The organism is Bacillus sp. NP157, assembly GCA_018889975.1.
Lineage (GTDB): Bacteria > Pseudomonadota > Gammaproteobacteria > Xanthomonadales > Rhodanobacteraceae > Luteibacter.
In genome coordinates, this window is the sequence record CP076546.1 from 3,541,012 (window position 1) to 3,558,889 (window position 17,878).

General features: G+C 66.3%; 20 protein-coding genes. 5 read left to right on the forward strand and 15 right to left on the reverse strand.

Annotated elements, in window-relative coordinates; translation table 11 throughout:
• Positions 1-56: 56 nt before the first annotated feature.
• From KPL74_16230 to KPL74_16245, 4 genes are read left to right on the forward strand one after another with little or no spacing between them, the layout of a single operon-like run.
• A complete protein-coding gene (locus KPL74_16230; GenBank protein ID QWT19283.1) occupies positions 57-1,259 on the forward strand; it encodes a beta-ketoacyl-[acyl-carrier-protein] synthase family protein in 1,203 nt (400 codons plus the stop codon).
• Entirely contained in the window at positions 1,256-2,056 is an 801-nt protein-coding gene (locus tag KPL74_16235; protein QWT19284.1) for a beta-ketoacyl synthase chain length factor, read from the forward strand. Before KPL74_16230 ends, KPL74_16235 begins: the two co-directional genes overlap by 4 nt.
• The gene (locus KPL74_16240; protein QWT19285.1) at positions 2,053-2,826 is read left to right on the forward strand and encodes a glycosyltransferase family 2 protein; all 774 of its coding nucleotides are present in this window, start codon (positions 2,053-2,055) and stop codon (positions 2,824-2,826) included. Before KPL74_16235 ends, KPL74_16240 begins: the two co-directional genes overlap by 4 nt.
• Positions 2,827-2,838: 12 nt before the next feature.
• On the forward strand, positions 2,839-4,443 hold the full coding sequence (locus tag KPL74_16245; GenBank protein QWT19286.1) for a tryptophan 7-halogenase: 1,605 nt from the start codon (positions 2,839-2,841) through the stop codon (positions 4,441-4,443).
• Positions 4,444-4,459: 16 nt separating this feature from the next.
• Here KPL74_16245 and KPL74_16250 read toward each other — a convergent pair whose 3' ends face one another.
• The 4 genes from KPL74_16250 to KPL74_16265 form a co-directional block, all read right to left on the reverse strand.
• Positions 4,460-4,900, reverse strand: a complete 441-nt coding sequence (locus KPL74_16250) for a hypothetical protein (protein ID QWT19287.1) — start codon at positions 4,898-4,900, stop codon at positions 4,460-4,462.
• Between the two features lie 10 nt (positions 4,901-4,910).
• A complete protein-coding gene (locus KPL74_16255) occupies positions 4,911-5,861 on the reverse strand; it encodes a hypothetical protein (GenBank protein ID QWT19288.1) in 951 nt (316 codons plus the stop codon).
• Positions 5,858-6,166 (reverse strand): hypothetical protein, encoded by a 309-nt coding sequence (locus tag KPL74_16260; protein ID QWT19289.1) that lies wholly within the window; start codon positions 6,164-6,166, stop codon positions 5,858-5,860. Before KPL74_16260 ends, KPL74_16255 begins: the two co-directional genes overlap by 4 nt.
• A 64-nt stretch (positions 6,167-6,230) precedes the next feature.
• Positions 6,231-6,503: an acyl carrier protein gene (locus KPL74_16265; protein QWT19290.1), complete on the reverse strand. Its 273-nt coding sequence runs from the start codon at positions 6,501-6,503 to the stop codon at positions 6,231-6,233.
• Between the two features lie 179 nt (positions 6,504-6,682).
• Between KPL74_16265 and KPL74_16270 the strand changes: the two genes are divergently transcribed.
• On the forward strand, positions 6,683-7,669 hold the full coding sequence (locus KPL74_16270; protein QWT19291.1) for a hypothetical protein: 987 nt from the start codon (positions 6,683-6,685) through the stop codon (positions 7,667-7,669).
• A 56-nt stretch (positions 7,670-7,725) separates the two neighbouring features.
• Here KPL74_16270 and glmU read toward each other — a convergent pair whose 3' ends face one another.
• The 11 genes from glmU to KPL74_16325 form a co-directional block, all read right to left on the reverse strand.
• Positions 7,726-9,099 carry a bifunctional UDP-N-acetylglucosamine diphosphorylase/glucosamine-1-phosphate N-acetyltransferase GlmU gene (gene glmU / locus KPL74_16275; GenBank protein ID QWT19292.1) on the reverse strand — a complete coding sequence of 458 codons (1,374 nt, stop codon included), beginning with the start codon at positions 9,097-9,099 and terminating at the stop codon, positions 7,726-7,728.
• A gap of 73 nt (positions 9,100-9,172) precedes the next feature.
• Entirely contained in the window at positions 9,173-10,270 is a 1,098-nt protein-coding gene (locus KPL74_16280; protein QWT19293.1) for a DUF748 domain-containing protein, read from the reverse strand.
• A gap of 139 nt (positions 10,271-10,409) precedes the next feature.
• Positions 10,410-10,835, reverse strand: a complete 426-nt coding sequence (locus KPL74_16285; protein ID QWT19294.1) for a F0F1 ATP synthase subunit epsilon — start codon at positions 10,833-10,835, stop codon at positions 10,410-10,412.
• A gap of 143 nt (positions 10,836-10,978) precedes the next feature.
• A complete protein-coding gene (atpD, locus tag KPL74_16290) occupies positions 10,979-12,391 on the reverse strand; it encodes a F0F1 ATP synthase subunit beta (protein QWT19295.1) in 1,413 nt (470 codons plus the stop codon).
• A 78-nt stretch (positions 12,392-12,469) separates the two neighbouring features.
• On the reverse strand, positions 12,470-13,378 hold the full coding sequence (gene atpG, locus KPL74_16295) for a F0F1 ATP synthase subunit gamma (protein QWT19296.1): 909 nt from the start codon (positions 13,376-13,378) through the stop codon (positions 12,470-12,472).
• Between the two features lie 147 nt (positions 13,379-13,525).
• Complete coding sequence (atpA, locus tag KPL74_16300; GenBank protein QWT19297.1) at positions 13,526-15,076, reverse strand: F0F1 ATP synthase subunit alpha; 1,551 nt, start codon at positions 15,074-15,076, stop codon at positions 13,526-13,528.
• A 58-nt stretch (positions 15,077-15,134) separates the two neighbouring features.
• Positions 15,135-15,668, reverse strand: a complete 534-nt coding sequence (locus KPL74_16305; GenBank protein QWT19298.1) for a F0F1 ATP synthase subunit delta — start codon at positions 15,666-15,668, stop codon at positions 15,135-15,137.
• Positions 15,669-15,670: 2 nt separating this feature from the next.
• Entirely contained in the window at positions 15,671-16,141 is a 471-nt protein-coding gene (locus tag KPL74_16310) for a F0F1 ATP synthase subunit B (GenBank protein ID QWT19299.1), read from the reverse strand.
• Positions 16,142-16,227: 86 nt separating this feature from the next.
• Positions 16,228-16,515, reverse strand: coding sequence for a F0F1 ATP synthase subunit C (gene atpE, locus KPL74_16315; protein ID QWT19300.1), 288 nt, complete (start codon positions 16,513-16,515; stop codon positions 16,228-16,230).
• 77 nt (positions 16,516-16,592) lie between these two features.
• Positions 16,593-17,432 carry a F0F1 ATP synthase subunit A gene (gene atpB / locus KPL74_16320; GenBank protein QWT19301.1) on the reverse strand — a complete coding sequence of 280 codons (840 nt, stop codon included), beginning with the start codon at positions 17,430-17,432 and terminating at the stop codon, positions 16,593-16,595.
• Between the two features lie 3 nt (positions 17,433-17,435).
• On the reverse strand, positions 17,436-17,765 hold the full coding sequence (locus KPL74_16325) for an ATP synthase subunit I (GenBank protein ID QWT19302.1): 330 nt from the start codon (positions 17,763-17,765) through the stop codon (positions 17,436-17,438).
• Between the last annotated feature and the right edge of the window lie 113 nt (positions 17,766-17,878).

The following is a 17,878-nucleotide window of genomic DNA, read 5'->3' on the forward strand; positions in this document are numbered from 1 at the left end:
GAATCACGGTGTTGCGTTCACGCGACGATGGGCCTCAAAAAGGATAGGCTCGCGGCATGCCTCATCCCATGCCTCCCCTAGCCATAAGCGCGTTCACGGCCACCTCGGCCCTGGGTCGCGGCCTCGAAGCCCACGCCCGCGCGATCGCTGCCTCCGAAGGCGGCCTGACGCCCAACGCGTTCTCCAGCGAACCGCTGCCGTGCTGGATCGGACGCGTGTCCGGCGTGGAAGACGAACCGCTCGAGCGCGAACACGCGCAGTGGGAATGCCGGAACAATCGGCTGGCGTGGCTGGCGTTGCGCCAGGACGGATTCATCGACGCCGTGCGCAGCGCGCGCGAACGCTATGGCGCCGCCCGCGTGGCGGTCCTGCTCGGCACGTCGACCGCCAGCATCGGCGCCACCGAAGAGGGTTACCGCCGGCTGGACCACGGTGTGATGCCGGCCGACCTGCATCGTCCGGCCATCCATACCCCGCACTCGCTGGCCGGCTTCGTCGCCAGCGTCTTCGACCTGGAAGGCCCCTGCCTCACCGTCGCCACCGCCTGTTCGTCCAGCGCGAAGGTGTTCGCCAACGCCGAGCGGATGATCCGCCTGGGCCTGGTCGATGCGGCGATCGTCGGTGGCGTGGATTCCCTCTGCGACAGCGTGCTGTTCGGCTTCAACTCGCTCGAGCTGGTCTCGGCCGAACCGTGCCGCCCGTTCGATGCGGATCGTGCCGGCATTTCCATCGGCGAAGCCGCCGGCTTCGCCCTGCTCGAACGGGTGACCGAAGGCAGTGCCACGCCGCTGTTCATCGGCTATGGCGAAGCCAGCGACGCCCACCACATGTCCACGCCCCATCCGGAAGGCCTCGGCGCCGAGCTTGCCCTGCGCGATGCGCTGGAACGCGCCGGCATCGAAGCGCGTGACGTCGACTACATCAACCTGCACGGCACGGCCAGCCAGAAGAACGACGAAGTGGAAGCCGCGCTGGTCGCGCGGAGCTTCCCGCAAACCACCCGCGCGAGTTCGACCAAGGGTTTCACCGGCCACACGCTGGGCGCCGCCGGGATCCTCGAAGCCGTGCTGACCCTGCTTGCGATGCGCGACGGCGTGGTCCCCGCGAATCTCGGTGCGACGACGCCCGATCCGCTATGTGGGCCGCAGATGGCCTGGCAGGCCGAGCGCGGCACGCTGCGCATCGCGTTGAGTAATTCCTTCGGCTTCGGCGGCAACAACGCCTGCCTGGCGTTCGCACGACAAGGGGTGCCGGCATGAGCGCGGCGCTTACCGTGTGGGTCAAGGGCATCGGCGCTTGGGCGCCGGGCGCATCGACGTGGCAGGCTTTTCGCGAAATCGCTGCCGGTGACGCTTCGCCCGGTGCCGCCGAGCGACCGGTGGCCGACGTGCTGCCTGCGAACGAACGTCGCCGCGCACCGGAAAGCGTGCTGCTGGCTGCCGCGGCGGCCGGGCAAGCCGTGTCGATGAGTGGGCTGGATGCCGCCACCCTGCCCTGCGTGTTCGCATCGGCGCATGGCGACCAGGTCATCACGGACTACATGTGCTCGACGCTGGCCACCGCGCCGGCCGAACTCTCGCCGACCAAATTCCATAACTCGGTGCACAACGCGCCGGCCGGCTACTGGACCATCGCCACGCATTGCCACGCGGCATCGAGCGCGGTGTCCGGCGGCGAGGAAACCTTCGGCGCGGGCTTGTTCGAGGCGGCGTCCCAGGCCGTCGCCGACGACCGTCCGGTCTTGCTCGCCAGCTACGACATCGCCGGTACCGGCCCGATCGGCGGCATGACCAGCACGCGCGGGCCGTTCGCCGTGGCGCTCGTCCTCTCACCCCACGCCGACGGCGCGTCGATCCGCCTCGATATCTCGCCCGAGCCGGGCAACAGCGGCCACGAGCCCAGCGGCGATGCGTGGCTGGACGACCTGGCCACCAGCAACCCGTCCGCACGCGCGGTACCGCTGCTGCGCGCGCTCGCCGCGGCACGGCCCGCCGCCTTGCGCGTCGCGGCCGCACAAGGCCTGGACCTGCACATCGACCTGTCGATCGCGCCATGACCCACGACGGCAACCGCTACTGCGTCCTCATCCCCTGCCTCAACGAGGCGCAGGCGATCAGGACCGTGGTCAGTGGCGCGTTGCAACTCGGCATGCCCGTGATCGTCGTCGACGACGGCTCGGACGACCGCACGCCGGAGATCGTCGGCGAGCTTCCCGTCACCCTGCTGCGCCACGCCGGGCGTCGCGGCAAGGGCGAGGCGTTGCGCACCGGCTTCCGCGAAGCGATGCGGCAAGGCTACGACGGCGTATTCACCATGGATGGCGACGGACAGCACCTGGCCGGCGACATCCCCGCCATGCTCGATGCGGTGACGACCTATCCCGGCGCCATCGTGATCGGCGCGCGACTGCTCGAGCGTGAACAGCAACCGCCCGGCCGCCGGCGCGCGAATGCGGTGGCCGACTGGGGCATCTCCTGGGCCTGCGGCCGGCCGATCGCCGATACCCAGAGTGGCCAGCGCTTCTATCCGCGCGCCGCACTGGAACTGGTCGACCTGCCCGCGGAGAATTTCGTGTTCGAGGCCGCTGTGTTGATCACGGCCTGCCGCGAGCGCGGCATCGGCGTCGTCTCGGTGCCGATCGCATCGCGTTACCAGGGTGATTTCCGCATCAGCCACTTCAGCCCGGTGCGCGATGTCACCCGGATCACCACCTATACGATCGGACGCCTGCTGCACTACGGGCACATCGTCGACAGTTACCGGCGCTCGCGCGCCACGCCGACGATCATCGGCGAACAACCCATGGGCACGACCGCAACGCACTGAGCGAGGCAACGGATGGAAGGGACGAAGCACACGATGCATGACGCGGTGATCCTCGGCGGGGGCCTTGCCGGCCTGACCCTGGCCATGCAGTTGAAGGGGGAATACCCCGACATGGACATCGTGGTGCTCGAACGGCAGGCGCGCCCGCTGCCGGAAGCCGCCTTCAAGGTCGGCGAGTCGACGGTGGAGATCGCCGCGCACTATCTCGCCGATACGCTTGGCTTGCGTGACCACCTGGAAGCCGAGCAGATCCGCAAGTTCGGTTTCCGCTTCTTCTTCTCCGATGGCCGCGACGACCTGGCCGACGTCACCGAACTCGGTGTCAGTGCCGTGCTGCCGACACCGAGTTACCAGATCGATCGCGGAATCCTCGAAAACTTCCTCGGCGACGAGGCGCGCCGGCGCGGCATCGATTTCCGCGAAGGCGCCACCGTGCGTGGCTTCGACATCGGCAGCGGCGACGATCCCCATCGCGTGCGCTTCAGCCACGACGGCAGCGACGGCGAGTTGCAGTCGCGCTGGTTGCTCGACGCCAGTGGCCGTGCCGGGCTGGTGCGCCGCAAGCTCGACCTTACCCGTGACAACGGCCACCACGCGAACGCCGTGTGGTTCCGCATCGACGAGCGCCTCGCCATCGACGGCTGGTGTGACGACGCGGAGTGGAAAGATCGCTGCCACCCGCCGGAGCGCTGGCGTTCGACCAACCACCTGGTAGGCCCGGGTTATTGGGTCTGGCTGATCCCGTTGTCGTCGGGTGCGCACTCGGTCGGCATCGTCGCCGACGCGACCATGCATCCGCTCGAATCGATGAAGAGCTTCGACCTCGCGCTCGAGTGGCTGTGGAAGCACCAGCCGGTGGTCGCCCGCCAGGTGGAGGCACGCAAGGACAAGCTGCTCGACTTCGCCTTCTTCCGGCACTTTTCCTACGGTTGCTCGCGGATGTTCTCGTCGGATCGCTGGGCACTCACCGGCGAGGCAGGAGCGTTCCTCGACCCGTTCTATTCACCGGGCAGCGACTTCATCGCGATCACCAATACGTACATCACCCAGCTGGTCGGGATCGACCGTCGCGGCGAGCACCTGGCACCGCACGCGCGACTGTTCGAGCGCCTGTTCTTCTCCTTCTATGACGGCACGCTGCGCATGTACCGCGGGCAGTACAACCTGTTCGGCGATCCGGAAGTCCTGCCGATCAAGGTGATCTGGGATTACGCGTATTACTGGGGCGTGTTGTGCCAGCTAGTTTTCCAGAAACGCCTCGCCGATGCACCGTTCATCGCACGGATGGGCCCGGAGCTGCTTGCGGGCGCCGAGCTGAATACGCAGATGCAGGCATTCTTCCAGCGCTGGCACGCCGTATCGGAAAAGCGCAATCGCAAGATGATGCTCGACCAGCGTGACCTGACCTGGTTCGCCGACATGAACCGGACGCTGCACGACGCGCTGGACGACGAAACGCTGGCCACGCGCCTGCGCGACAACGTGCAGATGATGCGCCTGCTCGCCGCCGGCATCGTCGAGCGCGCGGCGGCCGACCAGCCGTCGCTGCTGGAGGGCGCGGAAGGCCTGGTCGACGTGGAAGGCGTGCGCACGCGGCTGTTCGCCCGCGTCGCCTGAGCGCGCGAAGCCGAAGCTAGGGTTGCGCCGCCGGGTGGATGACCGCGGCGCGCCCCGAGGCGATCTCGCGCCCGGCGTGCTCGATCCGGAAGGTGTACTGGGCGCCGCTGTCGTCGGCGAGCAGGCATTCAGCGAAGACGTCGAGCGGGCCATCGAGGTCGTCGATACGATCCACGGCCAGCTTCAGGCCACGCAGGCTCACCAGCATGCCTGGGCGAGGCTCGGTGGCACCGTTGGCCTTCGCCCGCAGCGCGCCGTGCACGGCCGTGGCCTGTGCGCCGTATTCGGCCAGGTGCACGGCATGCAACCCGTGCGCGCCGCGCAGGGGATGATCCGCCGCGCGGTGGCCGTTGCTGGTCGCATGGATCGTCTGGTCGTCGAACGAAGCCACGCTGTCGAGCAGGCACATGTCGCCCGCGTGCGGCACGAGGTCGATGAAGTCGGCGCGGGGAATCATGCGTGGCCGCTCATGCGTCGACATGCTGGCTGGGCAACGGCTCGGCGGGCACGGCGGCATGCACGCCATCGGCCTCCTGCCAGAAGTCGTAGAAGTTGAACCAGTTGAAGGGATAGAGGCGGCAGTAATGCTCGATGCGCGCCGCGTAGTGGCCGATCACTTCATCCAGCGCTTCCGCGCGGCGGCCGCGTGGGATGTCGATGCCGTCGGAGAACGCCTCGAAGATCAGCTTGTAGCGATTGCCGCCCAGGTAGATGCCGAAGCACAGCACGACCGGGATCTTCAGCGCCGAGGCCAGCAGCCAGGGACCAACCGGGAACGAAGCCGGCGTGCCGATGAAGGGCACGCTGCGCGCCGCCTCCAGCCGGTGCCCACGGTCGGCGAGCAAGGCGACCATCGCGCCATCCGCCGCACCTTCGGCCATCGCCAGCGCGACGGACGCGCCACCGCGCGACGCGTCGATCACGGCCGCGCCGACGTCCGGTGCCAGTGCTTCAAGCAGGGTCGTCAGTGCCGGGGTCTTCTGTTTATCGAGGACCACGCGCAGCGGCACGTCGGGGCGACGCTGGCCGAGCGCACGCAAGGCCTCGAAGCTGCCCTGGTGCGAGCCGAGCAGGAGCACGCCCTGGCGCACGTTGATCCAGCGATCGAGCGCGGGCAGTCCTTCCACTTCGACTCGGAAATCGCGCTCGCCGCGGGCAAGGAAGAACATGCGGTCGAGCAAGGTCGCCGCGAACATGTAGATATGGTGGAACACATCGCGCTGGGTCACGGCGCGGTCGAGCACGCGGGCGAGGTAGAGCCGCGACACGGCGCGTTCGACCGGACGGCGCAGGAAGAAATACAGGGCGATGGGCCACAACAGCACGCGCGCCACGCGGCGGCCGAGGCCGAGGCCGATGGTGCGAATCAGCCAGATGGCGAAGAAGCCGCCGCCTTCCCGTTGCTGCCAGTGGCTCATGCGCTGCCCTCCAGGGTGCCACGCAGCAGGATGTCGTCGCCGCGACGCACGATCAGTCGATAGCGACGCTCACCGGCCTCCGAAAGTTCGAGGCTGGCGTCCTGTCCAGGCAGCAACGGCGCGACGAACTTGGCGTCGATCACCTGGCGCAACCCGGCCGCGCGCCAGGCGCGCAATGCCAGTGCCGCCTGCTCGAGGATAAGCACGCCCGCCACGATCGGCCGACCGGGGAAATGCCCGGCAAAGCTCGGGTGATCCGCCGCGAAGCGGAAGCGATGGACGTGGCTGGCGGTCGTTTCGGTCATCGTCGTATGTCGGGTTTGCCCGGAAGCAAACCACGGCAAGGGTCAGTGCGACCTGAACGAAAGATCAGGCGGCCGCGCGGTGCTGTTCGATGTGCTCGGACAGGGTGCGCAGGCTGGTGAAAATGGTGCGGTTGTCGGGGTTGTCCGACTTCAGCTGGAAGCCATAGCGCTTGGACACCGCAAGGGCGATCTCGAGCGCGTCGATGGAATCCAGGCCCAGGTCGCCGCCGAACAGCGGGGCTTCCGGGTCGATCTCGGCCGGCTTCACCGTCTCCAGGTTCAGGCTGGTGACGATCAGTTCTGCCAGTTCTTTTTGTGCTTCGGTCTGCGTTGCCATGGTGCCTTCGTGTCCCCGGATAGTGCCTGCCTCCCCCCGGAATGGCAGCGGCGGCGGAGTGTAACACACGTGTTTTCAGTGCCCTGCGAGCCTACGTTCAGCGACGTGAAGGCGCGGCCACGACGCTGCGCCGACGCCCCCACGATATGATTGGGCCCAGCGTCTCCACGGAAGTTCCGATGCGTCCAGTCAGTGAAATGCGCGAGCCGTCGCCGCGCACGGCCCGCCCCGCCCCGAAGGTGGTTTATCTCAACGCCACGGGCGATCGCCTGCCGCCGGGTACGCTGGCCGCGTTCGGCTTCGGCGCGCGTGCCGTTGCCGTGGACGACCCACGCTGGCTGCGCGTGGCGCTGGAACCGCTGGGCGATGCCTGCGTGGAAACCTGGACCGTAGACGCCGATGTCGAGCACGGTGCGGACGGCGACCTGCGCTGGTCGCGCGGTGGCGGCTGGCTGTATGCGGCCGTCGAATGCCACGAGGACGACCACGGCGGGCCCGAAGCCGCCGCGGCGCATGCCTACCGGCGCCTGTCGGCACTGGTCGCCGCTTCGCCGGAAAGCCACGTCCAGCGCATCTGGAATTACCTGGGCGCGATCAATGCGGGTGCCGGCGACGACGAGCGCTACAAACAGTTCTGCACCGGCCGGATCGACGGCATGGGCGATGCGTTCGCGCAGGGCTTCCCGGCCGCCTCGGCGATCGGCCACCACGCGTCGCAGGGCCTCCTGCAGGTCTACCTGCTGGCCACCGACCGGCCCGGCACCCGGGTGGAAAATCCGCGCCAGGTCAGTGCGTGGCGCTATCCCCGCCAGTACGGCCGCACGCCGCCGAGCTTCGCGCGCGGCACGCTGCTTCCGGCGGACGACGTCCTGGCGATCTCGGGGACGGCTGCCGTGGTCGGGCATGCCTCTGCGCATGCAGGCGACGTGGTGGCGCAGCTGGACGAGACGCGGCGCAACCTGGATGCGTTACTGGCGAGCGGCGGGCTGCCGCCCGGCTTCGATGGGCAGGCGTCGCTGAAGGCTTACGTGCGCCATCCGGACGATGCGGCTGCCATGCGGGCGTTTGCCGAAGCGCATTGGCCGGCGGCACCGTTGCTGATGCTGCACGGGGATATCTGCCGGGAGGAGCTGCTGGTGGAGATCGATGGGTGGCGGTATCGGTGATGGGGGCGCCGGTCGTGTGACGGCGCCGCATGAGTTGGTCGCGCGCGGGCGCGCTCCTACAATTTGGTGGGGCGGTGCCAGCCTTCGAGGGTGGCCTGGCGGGCGCGAGCCAGCGTGAGCTTGTCGGCCGGGGCATCGCGTGTGACCACCGAGCCTGCGCCGATCGTGGCGCCCTTGCCCAGCGTTACCGGTGCCACCAGCGAGCTGTTCGAGCCGACGAATACGCCGTCTTCGATGGTGGTGCGGCTCTTGTTCACGCCGTCGTAGTTGCAGGTGATGGTGCCGGCGCCGATGTTGACCTTGCTGCCGATCACGGTGTCGCCGAGATAGCTCAGGTGATTGGCCTTGGAGCCCGCCGCGATCACGGCGTTCTTGGTTTCCACGAAGTTGCCGATGTGCACGCCCTCGGCGAGGTCGGTGCCCGGGCGTAGCCGAGCGAACGGACCGATGGTGCACGGACCGTGGGTCACCACGCCGTCGAGATCGCAATGGGCGAGCACGACCGTGCCCGCGGCCAGCTTCGCGTTGCGGATGCGGGTGAACGGCCCGATCCGTACGTCGTCGCCGAATTGCACGTCGCCTTCGAGGATCACGTTGACGTCGATCTCCACGTCGCGGCCGGCGATGACCTTGCCGCGCACGTCGATGCGCGACGGGTCGGCAAGGCGGACGCCCGCCACGGCAAGCTCGCGCGCCATGCGCTCGCGGTACATGGCCTCAAGCCCAGCGAGCTGCCACGGATCGTTGGCGCCCGAGGCTTCGACCGGGTCGCAATCCACGCATGCCGCCGGCGTGCCTTCGGCCGCGGCCATCTCGAAGACGTCGGTCAGGTAGTACTCGCCCTGCGCGTTGTCGTTGCCGAGCCGTTGCGTCCAGGCGAGCAGGCGCGCGGCGTCGCCAGCGACGATGCCGGTGTTGACGATATCGATGGCGCGTTGTGCCGCGCTGGCGTCCTTTTCCTCGACGATCTGGCGAACCTTGCCGTTGGCGTCGAGCACGACGCGGCCGTAGCCGGCCGGGTTGGCCAGGCGCGTGGCGAGCATCGCCAGGCCTTCGTCGCCAGCCACCATGGCGGCCAGCGTTTCGCTGCGGATAAGCGGCACGTCGCCGTACAGCACGAGCACGCGGCCCTCCAGCTGGCCCTTGGCCTGCAACGCTTCGAGTGCCGTGCGCACGGCGTGGCCGGTGCCGAGGCGCTCGCGCTGCTCGATCCAGCCCAGCGACGCATCGCTGGCGAAGGCGTGCCGGACCTGGTCGCCGTTGTGACCGTAGACCACGTGCACGCCGGCCGGCCCGAGGGCACGCGCGGCATCGATCACGTGGGTGAGCAGGGGGCGGCCGGCCAGCGGCATCAGGACCTTGGCCGAGGCGGATTTCATCCGCTTGCCCTCGCCAGCGGCGAGGATCAGGACGTGCAACGGGTGGGACATGGGCTTACCTGCCGAATTACCAGGGGCGCACTGTCGCGCGTTTGGGGCCGTCGTGCCAAGTCTGACCTCTGGACTAACCGTCCTTGCCAGCCGCCTTGTCGTCGTCCGGCCGCGGCACGAGGTGCTCGAGATTGGGCTTGTAGGCCTGCACGAACGCGTTGCGCAGGATGCCGATGATCGCCTCGCCCATCGAGGTGCTCTTGTCGTCGATCGTGCCGGAGATGGGCACGCGCGTCGCGAACTGGTCCTTCGACTGGTTCTTGAACACCTTCGCCACGCCTTCGGCGACGGCCTCGTAAGCCAGCTTCAGCGGACCCTTCTTGTCCTGCTCGACGTCCTGCTTCCAGCTGAAGATCTTCAAGCCATGGAACAGCGGCTTGGCGTAACCGTTGAGCTTGCGATCCTTGGCCTGCAACTCCATCACGAAGTCGCCTTCGCCACCGGCGAAATCCAGGCCGGAATAGGCACGGACGAGGTCGTTCGCACGGACCAGTTGGATGTTCTTCACGGTGAGCTCGTAGCTGAAATCACCGGCCTTCTCGAGCGGGTCAAACTCGGCCTTCGTCTGCAGCGGTGCATCGCCGAGGATATGCGCGGTGGCCTGCATGTGCGCCACGCGCGAGCCGCCGACGCGCTGCACGTTGGTGAGGTTGGTCACCGTGCCGTTCACGTCGGTCATCTTCAGGTCCACCCTTGGGCTGGACACGAAGTTGTGGAAGGTGACCGTGCCGTTCATGACGTTCAGCTCATCGATCTGGGTCGGCACGATCGCGCGCAGCTGTGCGCGCCAGTCGACGCCTTTGCCGGTCTGCGTATCGCCCTCGCCGCGGCCATCGACGAAGTTCAGCACCGGTTGGTAGAAATCGACCTTGCCACGCAGGTGGCCGCGGCTCAGCGCGCCCCAGCTCAGCGAGATGTCGGTGCGCGCCGCGTCGAACAGGGGCACCGGCACCTTGCCGTCAACCTTGGTGATGCGCAGGTTGTCGAGCGAGTACGAGCTGCGCCACAGGTGGACATCGATGTCTTCGATATGGCCCGAGTAGCTGCCCATGTGCGCCAGCCGCGCATTGAGCTGGTTGAGAACGATGAAGGGCAACGCGATGCGCAGCGCCACCAGGACGACCACGAGGGCGAGGAGGATCCAGAGACTGCGTCGGTAACGTACGTGCATAACCGGCAGTCTGCCGTTGGCGAAGTCTTCGCAGGATGAAGACAAGGCACAAAAAACCCCGCCGGTGGCGGGGTTTCCATGGGATTGGCCCCGCGAGGGCCAACCCGCGACAGGCGCCCCTGCGGGCGCCGGGTGTCGCTTAGTGCTTCAGCGTCTTGCGCATGCGCTCGAGCGCCTGCAGCTGGGCCAGGGCCTCGGCCAGCTTGGCCTGGGCCTCCGCCACGTCGAGCTGCTCGCCACGGTTGGCCAGTGCGGCCTCGGCTTCTTCCTTCGCCTTCAGGGCCGCGGCCTCGTCCAGGTCGGCCGCGCGGGCGGCCGTGTCGGCGAGGATCGTGACGACCTGCGGCTGCACTTCGAGGATGCCGCCCGAGACGTAGAACTGCTGGCGGTCGCCGTTGGTGCCAACGACGTCCACATGGCCCGGCTTCAGGCGAGTGATCAGCGGAGCATGACGCGGCGCGATGCCCAGCTCGCCAAGCTCACCGGTGGCGACCACGAGCGTGGCTTCGCCGGAGAAGATCTCGGCTTCGGCGCTGACGATGTCGACGCGGATGGTGTGGGGCATGGGAGGGATCCGTCTGCTTTTAAGAGTGGAGCGTTAAGAGTTCAGGGTTGAGAGTAGCGAGTGAGGGCTGGAGCCCGGGCGAAGCGTTGTTGCGTGCTTTTACCCTGAACCCTCAACTCGATACCCGCTACGCTCTTGAAGGCTTAGGCGGCCTTCTTCGCACCCATGTCCTCGCCCTTCTTGATGGCTTCGTCGATGCTGCCGACCATGTAGAACGCCTGCTCCGGCAGGTGGTCGAGGTCGCCATCGAGGATCATCTTGAAGCCGCGGATGGTTTCCTTCAGCGGGACGTACTTGCCCGGCGAGCCGGTGAACACTTCGGCGACGTGGAACGGCTGCGAGAAGAAGCGCTCGATCTTGCGGGCGCGCGACACCGAAGCCTTGTCTTCCGGGGACAGCTCGTCCATGCCGAGGATGGCGATGATGTCCTTCAGCTCCTTGTAGCGCTGCAGGGTGCCCTGCACGCGACGGGCGATGTCGTAGTGTTCCTGGCCGATCACCGACGCGTCGAGCTGGCGGCTGCTGGAAGCCAGCGGGTCCACGGCCGGGTAGATACCCAGCGAGGCGATGTCGCGGCTCAGGGTCACGGTGGCGTCGAGATGCGCGAAGGTGGTGGCCGGCGACGGATCGGTAAGGTCATCCGCGGGCACGTACACGGCCTGGATCGAGGTGATCGAACCGGTCTTGGTCGAGGTGATGCGTTCCTGCAGGACGCCCATTTCCTCGGCCAGCGTCGGCTGGTAGCCCACGGCCGACGGCATGCGGCCGAGCAGTGCGGACACTTCGGTACCGGCCAGCGTGTAGCGGTAGATGTTGTCGACGAAGAGCAGCACGTCCTTGCCCTTGCCCGACTCGTCCTTCTCGTCGCGGAAGTATTCGGCCATGGTCAGGCCGGTCAGCGCGACGCGCAGGCGGTTGCCCGGCGGCTCGTTCATCTGGCCGTAGACCATCGCGACCTTATCGAGGACGTTGGAGTCCTTCATCTCGTGATAGAAGTCGTTGCCTTCGCGGGTGCGCTCACCGACGCCTGCGAACACGGAAAGACCCGAGTGCGCCTTGGCGATGTTGTTGATGAGCTCCATCATGTTGACCGTCTTGCCGACGCCGGCGCCGCCGAACAGGCCGACCTTGCCGCCCTTGGCGAACGGGCACATCAGGTCGATGACCTTGATGCCGGTTTCCAGCAGTTCGTTCGCGGCAGCCTGCTCGTCGTACGACGGGGCTTCGCGGTGGATGACCCACTGTTCCTTCTCGCCGATCGGGCCGGCTTCGTCGATCGGGTTGCCGAGCACGTCCATGATGCGGCCGAGCGTGGCCGAACCGACCGGCACCTTGATGCCTTCGCCGGTGTTGCGGGCGATCAGGTTGCGGCGCAGGCCGTCGGTCGAGCCGAGCGCGATGGTGCGCACGATGCCGTCACCGAGCTGCTGCTGCACTTCGAGGGTGATCTCGGTGCCGTCGATCTTCAGTGCGTCGTAAATCTCTGGCACCTGGTCGCGCGGGAATTCGACGTCGACGACCGCGCCGATGATCTGAACAACTTTGCCCTGGCTCATGGAATGCTCCGGATGAATCTAAAGTAAGGTTCTGTTCGGGCGCCGCATGCTGCGTCGCCATCGCGTGTAGCTGTGTCGTCAGACGGCGGCGGCGCCGCCAACGATCTCCGAGATTTCCTGGGTGATCGCGGCCTGGCGAGCCTTGTTGTAGATCAGCGTCAGTTCGCCGATGACCTTGTTCGCGTTGTCCGACGCGGCCTTCATGGCGACCATGCGCGCGGCATGCTCGCTGGCCAGGTTTTCCAGCGCGGACTGGTACACCACCGACTCGATGTAACGCGTCATCAGGTGCTCGAGCACCGTGCGCGCATCGGGTTCGTAGATGTAGTCCCAGTCGTGGGTCTGCTCGACCTTGACGCCTTCGGCCGTCGAGCCTTCGGCGTTTTCCAGTTCCTTCGCCACCAGCGTCAACGGGAGCAACGCTTCGATCGTCGGCTTCTGCACGATCGTGTTCACGAAGTTGTTGTAGACCAGGAAAACGCGGTCGAGCTTGTTGTCGGCGTAGGCGTCGAGAACGACCTTGATGACGCCGACGAGGTCTTCCAGCTTCGGCTTCTCACCGAGGTGCGTCGCGCTGCCGATCAGGTTCACGCCCTTGATGCGGCGGAAGAACTGCACGGCCTTCTGGCCGACGGCAACGACATCGATCTGCGCGCCCTTGTCCTGCCACTCGCGGATGCTGGTCAGCGTGCGACGGAACAGGTTCGAGTTCAGGCCGCCCGCGAGGCCGCGGTCGGTCGACACCACGATGAACCCGACGCGCGCGACGTTCTCGCGCTCGGTCAGGAACGGATGCGTGAAGTCGGTGCTGGCCTGGGCGACGTGGGCGATGACCTTGCGCATCAGGCGCGCATACGGACGCGACGCCTTCATCAGGTCCTGCGCCTTGCGGATCTTCGACGCCGAGACCATTTCGAGCGCACGCGTCACCTTGCGCATGTTCTGCGTGCTCTTGATCTTGGTTTTGATTTCGCGGCCGCTAGCCATGGCTTACTCGTCTAAGTGGTGCGGGAGGCGCAAGCGCCTCCGGTTAAGAGTCAAGAGTTGAGAGTTCAGGGGAAAAGCAGGAGCGGCGCTTTCGCACTCGCCCTTACTCGCCACTCTTAACTCCCTACTCTCAACGCTCCATCCTTCTTACCAGCTACCGGTCTTCTTGAACTCGTCGGTGCCCGCCTTGAAGGTGGCCTCGATGTCCTTGTCCCAGTCGCCGGTCTCGTCGATCTTCGCCATCAGCTCGCCATTGTTCTGGCGGAAGAAAGCGTGCAGGCCCTTCTCGAACGGCAGCACCTTGTTGATCGGCAGGTCGTCGAGGTAGCCCTTCTCGGCGGCGAACACGGACAGGCCGAGTTCGGCGATCGACAGCGGGGTGTACTGCGGCTGCTTCATCAGCTCGGTCACGCGCTGGCCGCGGTCCAGCTGGGCGCGGGTAGCGGCGTCGAGGTCCGAAGCGAACTGCGCGAACGCAGCCAGCTCGCGGTACTGGGCGAGGGCGAGCTTCACGCCACCGGACAGCTTCTTGATGATCTTGGTCTGGGCGGCGCCACCGACGCGCGACACCGAGATACCGGCGTTCACCGGCGGACGGATGCCCGCGTTGAAGAGGTCGGTTTCCAGGAAGATCTGGCCGTCGGTGATCGAAATCACGTTGGTCGGGACGAAGGCCGAAACGTCACCCGCCTGGGTTTCGATGATGGGCAGCGCGGTCAGCGAACCGGTCTTGCCCTTCACTTCGCCGTTGGTCATCTTTTCGACGTACTCGGCGCTGACGCGCGATGCACGCTCGAGCAGGCGCGAGTGCAGGTAGAACACGTCGCCCGGGTAGGCTTCGCGACCCGGCGGGCGCTTGAGCAGCAGCGAGATCTGGCGGTAGGCGACGGCCTGCTTGGAGAGGTCGTCGTACACGATCAGCGCGTCTTCGCCGCGGTCACGGAAGTATTCGCCCATGGCGCAGCCGGAGTACGGCGCGACGTACTGCAGGGCAGCCGCTTCGGAAGCCGACGCCACGACGACAATGGTGTTGGCCAGCGCGCCGTTCTCTTCGAGCTTGCGCACCACGTTCGCGATCGAGCTGCGCTTCTGGCCGATGGCCACGTAGATGCACTTAATGCCGGAATGCTTCTGGTTGATGATCGCGTCGATCGCCACGGCGGTCTTGCCGGTCTGGCGGTCGCCGATGATCAGCTCGCGCTGGCCACGGCCGATCGGGATCATCGAGTCGATGGACTTGTAGCCCGTCTGCATCGGCTGGTCGACCGACTGGCGCCAGATCACGCCCGGCGCGACCTTTTCGATCGGCGAGGTGCCGGCGGCGTCGATCGGGCCCTTGCCGTCGATCGGGTTGCCCAGCGCGTCCACGACGCGGCCGAGCAGGCCCGGGCCGACCGGCACTTCGAGGATGCGGCCGGTGGTCTTGGCGGTGTCGCCTTCGCGCAGGTGCTGGTATTCACCGAGCACCACGGCGCCGACCGAGTCGCGCTCGAGGTTCAGCGCGAGGGCATAGGTGTCGTTCGGCAGTTCGATCATTTCGCCCTGCATCACGTCGGCCAGGCCGTGGATGCGCACGATGCCGTCGGACACGCTGATGATCGTGCCTTCGTTGCGTGCCTCGGCACCGAGCTTGAACTGCTCGATGCGGGACTTGATCAGCTCGCTGATCTCGGACGGATTCAGAGTGGTGCTGGACATGGTCGGTTCCTTGGGTTGCGCCGCTCTCACGGCACCCGGTGGTATGAGAAGCTCGTAATCAGTGCGTCAGCACGCTGGCCAGCCGCTGCAGGCGGCCGCGCGCCGAACCGTCGATGACCTGCTCGCCCGTGTCGATGACGACACCACCGAGTAACGCCGCGTCGACGTGCGTTTCCAGTTCGATCTCGCGCTTGAAGCGGCGCTTCAGCGAAGCGCGCAGCACTTCGGCCTGGGCGGTGTCGAGATCCAGCGCGCTCGTGACCTTGACCTTCAGGGTCGACTCCGACTCCAGCTTGTACTGGTCGTAGAGCGTGGCGATTTCCGGAAGCAGGCCCATGCGGCCGTTTTCCGCCAGCTCCTCGAGGAAGCGTGCGAACGGCGCATCGGCAGGCATGCCCTGCGGAAGATGGATCGCGACGAGCTGCTTCGGCAGCACGCGCGGGTCGGAACCGAGGCCGGCGACCTGCGGGTCGACAGCCACGGCACCGGCGAAATTCAGCGCCGCCGACCAGTCGGCGAGCGCACCGGACGCGTGCGCTACCTCGAAGGCAGCGCGCGCGTACGGTCGGGCGAGGGTGAGCGCCTGTGCCATGGTCAGATCTCGGCAGCGAGCTGGTCGAGCAGCGCCTTGTGGGCCGCCGGATCGATTTCACGCTGGACGATCTTCTCTGCACCCTGGATAGCGAGCGCACCCACCTGCTCACGCAGCTGTTCGCGTGCACGCTGTGCCATCGACGCGATCTCCTCCTGGGCCTGGGCCTTCAGACGGTTGATTTCGTCGGTAGCTTCGACGCGAGCCTTCTCGATGATGGCGTTGGCCTGGGCCTGTGCCTTGTCGATGATCTCGGTCGACTGCAGGCGAGCCTGCTTGATCTCGGCCGCGACCTTGACGTCGGCGTCCTTGAGCTCGGCGCGCGCACGCTCAGCCGCGGCCAAACCCTCTGCCACCTTCTTCTGGCGCTCTTCGATGGCACCGTTGAGCTGGGGCCAGATGAACTTGGTGGTGAACCAGACCAGGATCGCAAAAGAGATCATCTGGCCCAGGAAGGTCATGTTGATTTCCATGATCTCTCCGAAAGACTCCGAACGCTTGTGTACTGACAATCGCCGTGACGTAGGCCGTCACGGCGACAAGACCAACGAACGGCTTCTTAGCCGCCGACCGCAGTGCGGACGACGTTGACCAGCGGGTTCGAGAACGCGAAGAGCAGCGCCACGGCGAGGCCGATGATGAACGCCGCGTCGATCAGGCCGGCGAGCAGGAACATGCGGCCCTGCAGCAGCGGGACGAGTTCCGGCTGGCGGGCGGCCGACTCGAGGAACTTCGAACCCATCAGGGCGATACCGAGGCAGGCGCCAAGCGCGCCAAGACCGATGATGACGCCGATGGCGATGGCGGTCATGCCCTGCACGTGGGCGAGAAGCGAGGCGAGTTCCATGGTGTTCTCCTGGATAACGGATAGCTAAAGGTTGAAAAAAGATGAAACGAAAAAGGGTGGAACGTCGGTGCGGTGAGTTAGTGGTGTTCCCGCGCCGTGGCGATGTAGACGATCGTCAGCATCATGAAGATGAACGCCTGCAGGGCGATGATCAGGATGTGGAAGATCGCCCAGGCCGTGTTGAACACGACGCCAGGCACGAAGCTGATCCAGCTCACCATCAGACCGGCAATCAGCATGAACACCAGTTCGCCGCCGTACATGTTGCCGAACAGTCGCATGGCGAGCGACACGGGCTTCGACAGGGTTTCGACGACGTTGAGAAGAAGGTTCGGGATCACCAGGATCGCCTTGGCGACCGGGCTCTCCGCGTGGAACGGGGCCGTCAGCAGTTCCTTGCCGAAGCCGAAGCCGCCCTTGGCCTTGATGCCGTGGCCGATGACGATGAACAGCACGGCGACCGACAGGCCGACGGTGGTGTTGATGTCGGCGGTGGGGACCTGGCGACCAAAGGTGTGGTGGGCCGCTTCCGGACCGGCAACGTGGGTCACGATCCAGCTGAACAGGTCGACCGGCAGGAGATCCATCGCATTCATGAGGAACACCCACATGAAGATCGACAGTGCCAGCGGCGTCACCGTGCGGCGGTCACCGTGGAAGGTGTCCTTCACCTGGGTGTCGACGAACTCGATGATGATTTCGACGAACGCCTGGCCCTTCGACGGCACGCCCGACGTCGCCTTGCGGGCGAACAGCCAGAACCACAGGCAGAAGATCACGCCAAGGCCGAAGGCGATGACGATCGAGTCAGCACGCAGGTTCCAGAACCAGAAATGATCGGCGCTGAAATTCACCGTCATGTGGTTCAGGTGGTGCTGGATGTATTCGGTCAGACCGCCCTGCGGTTCGCTAGCCATGCCTCAACCCTTGAATCTGAATGCAAATACGTTAACCACGTAAGCCGCCACGAGGCCGACCAATGTCGGCAAGGGTGGCAGCTTCCACTGAACCAGGATGAGCAGCAGTCCACCAATGAGGATGATCCAGCGAAGGATCATGCCCACGAGGAACCGCATGAACGTTGCCCCTGCCCCGCCCAGCGCGCTGAACGCTCGCGCAGCAAGCAGCGCGGTGGCGAGAGCGACGATCAGGGCACCCGTGAAAGCGGCCAGTCCAGCGGCACGCCCCTGCAGGCAAAAAGCGAGTCCCGCGACCACGGCCACCGCCAGCTGCGTGAAGACCACGCGCATAGCTAGGTGACGACCGGCTGCAAGACTATTGAGCAACGCGAGGCTCCCGTGGTTTCGCTCGAAGGCGGCACCAGCTGGTTCAACGGGCCACGGTTTAATCTGGAAAAGTATAC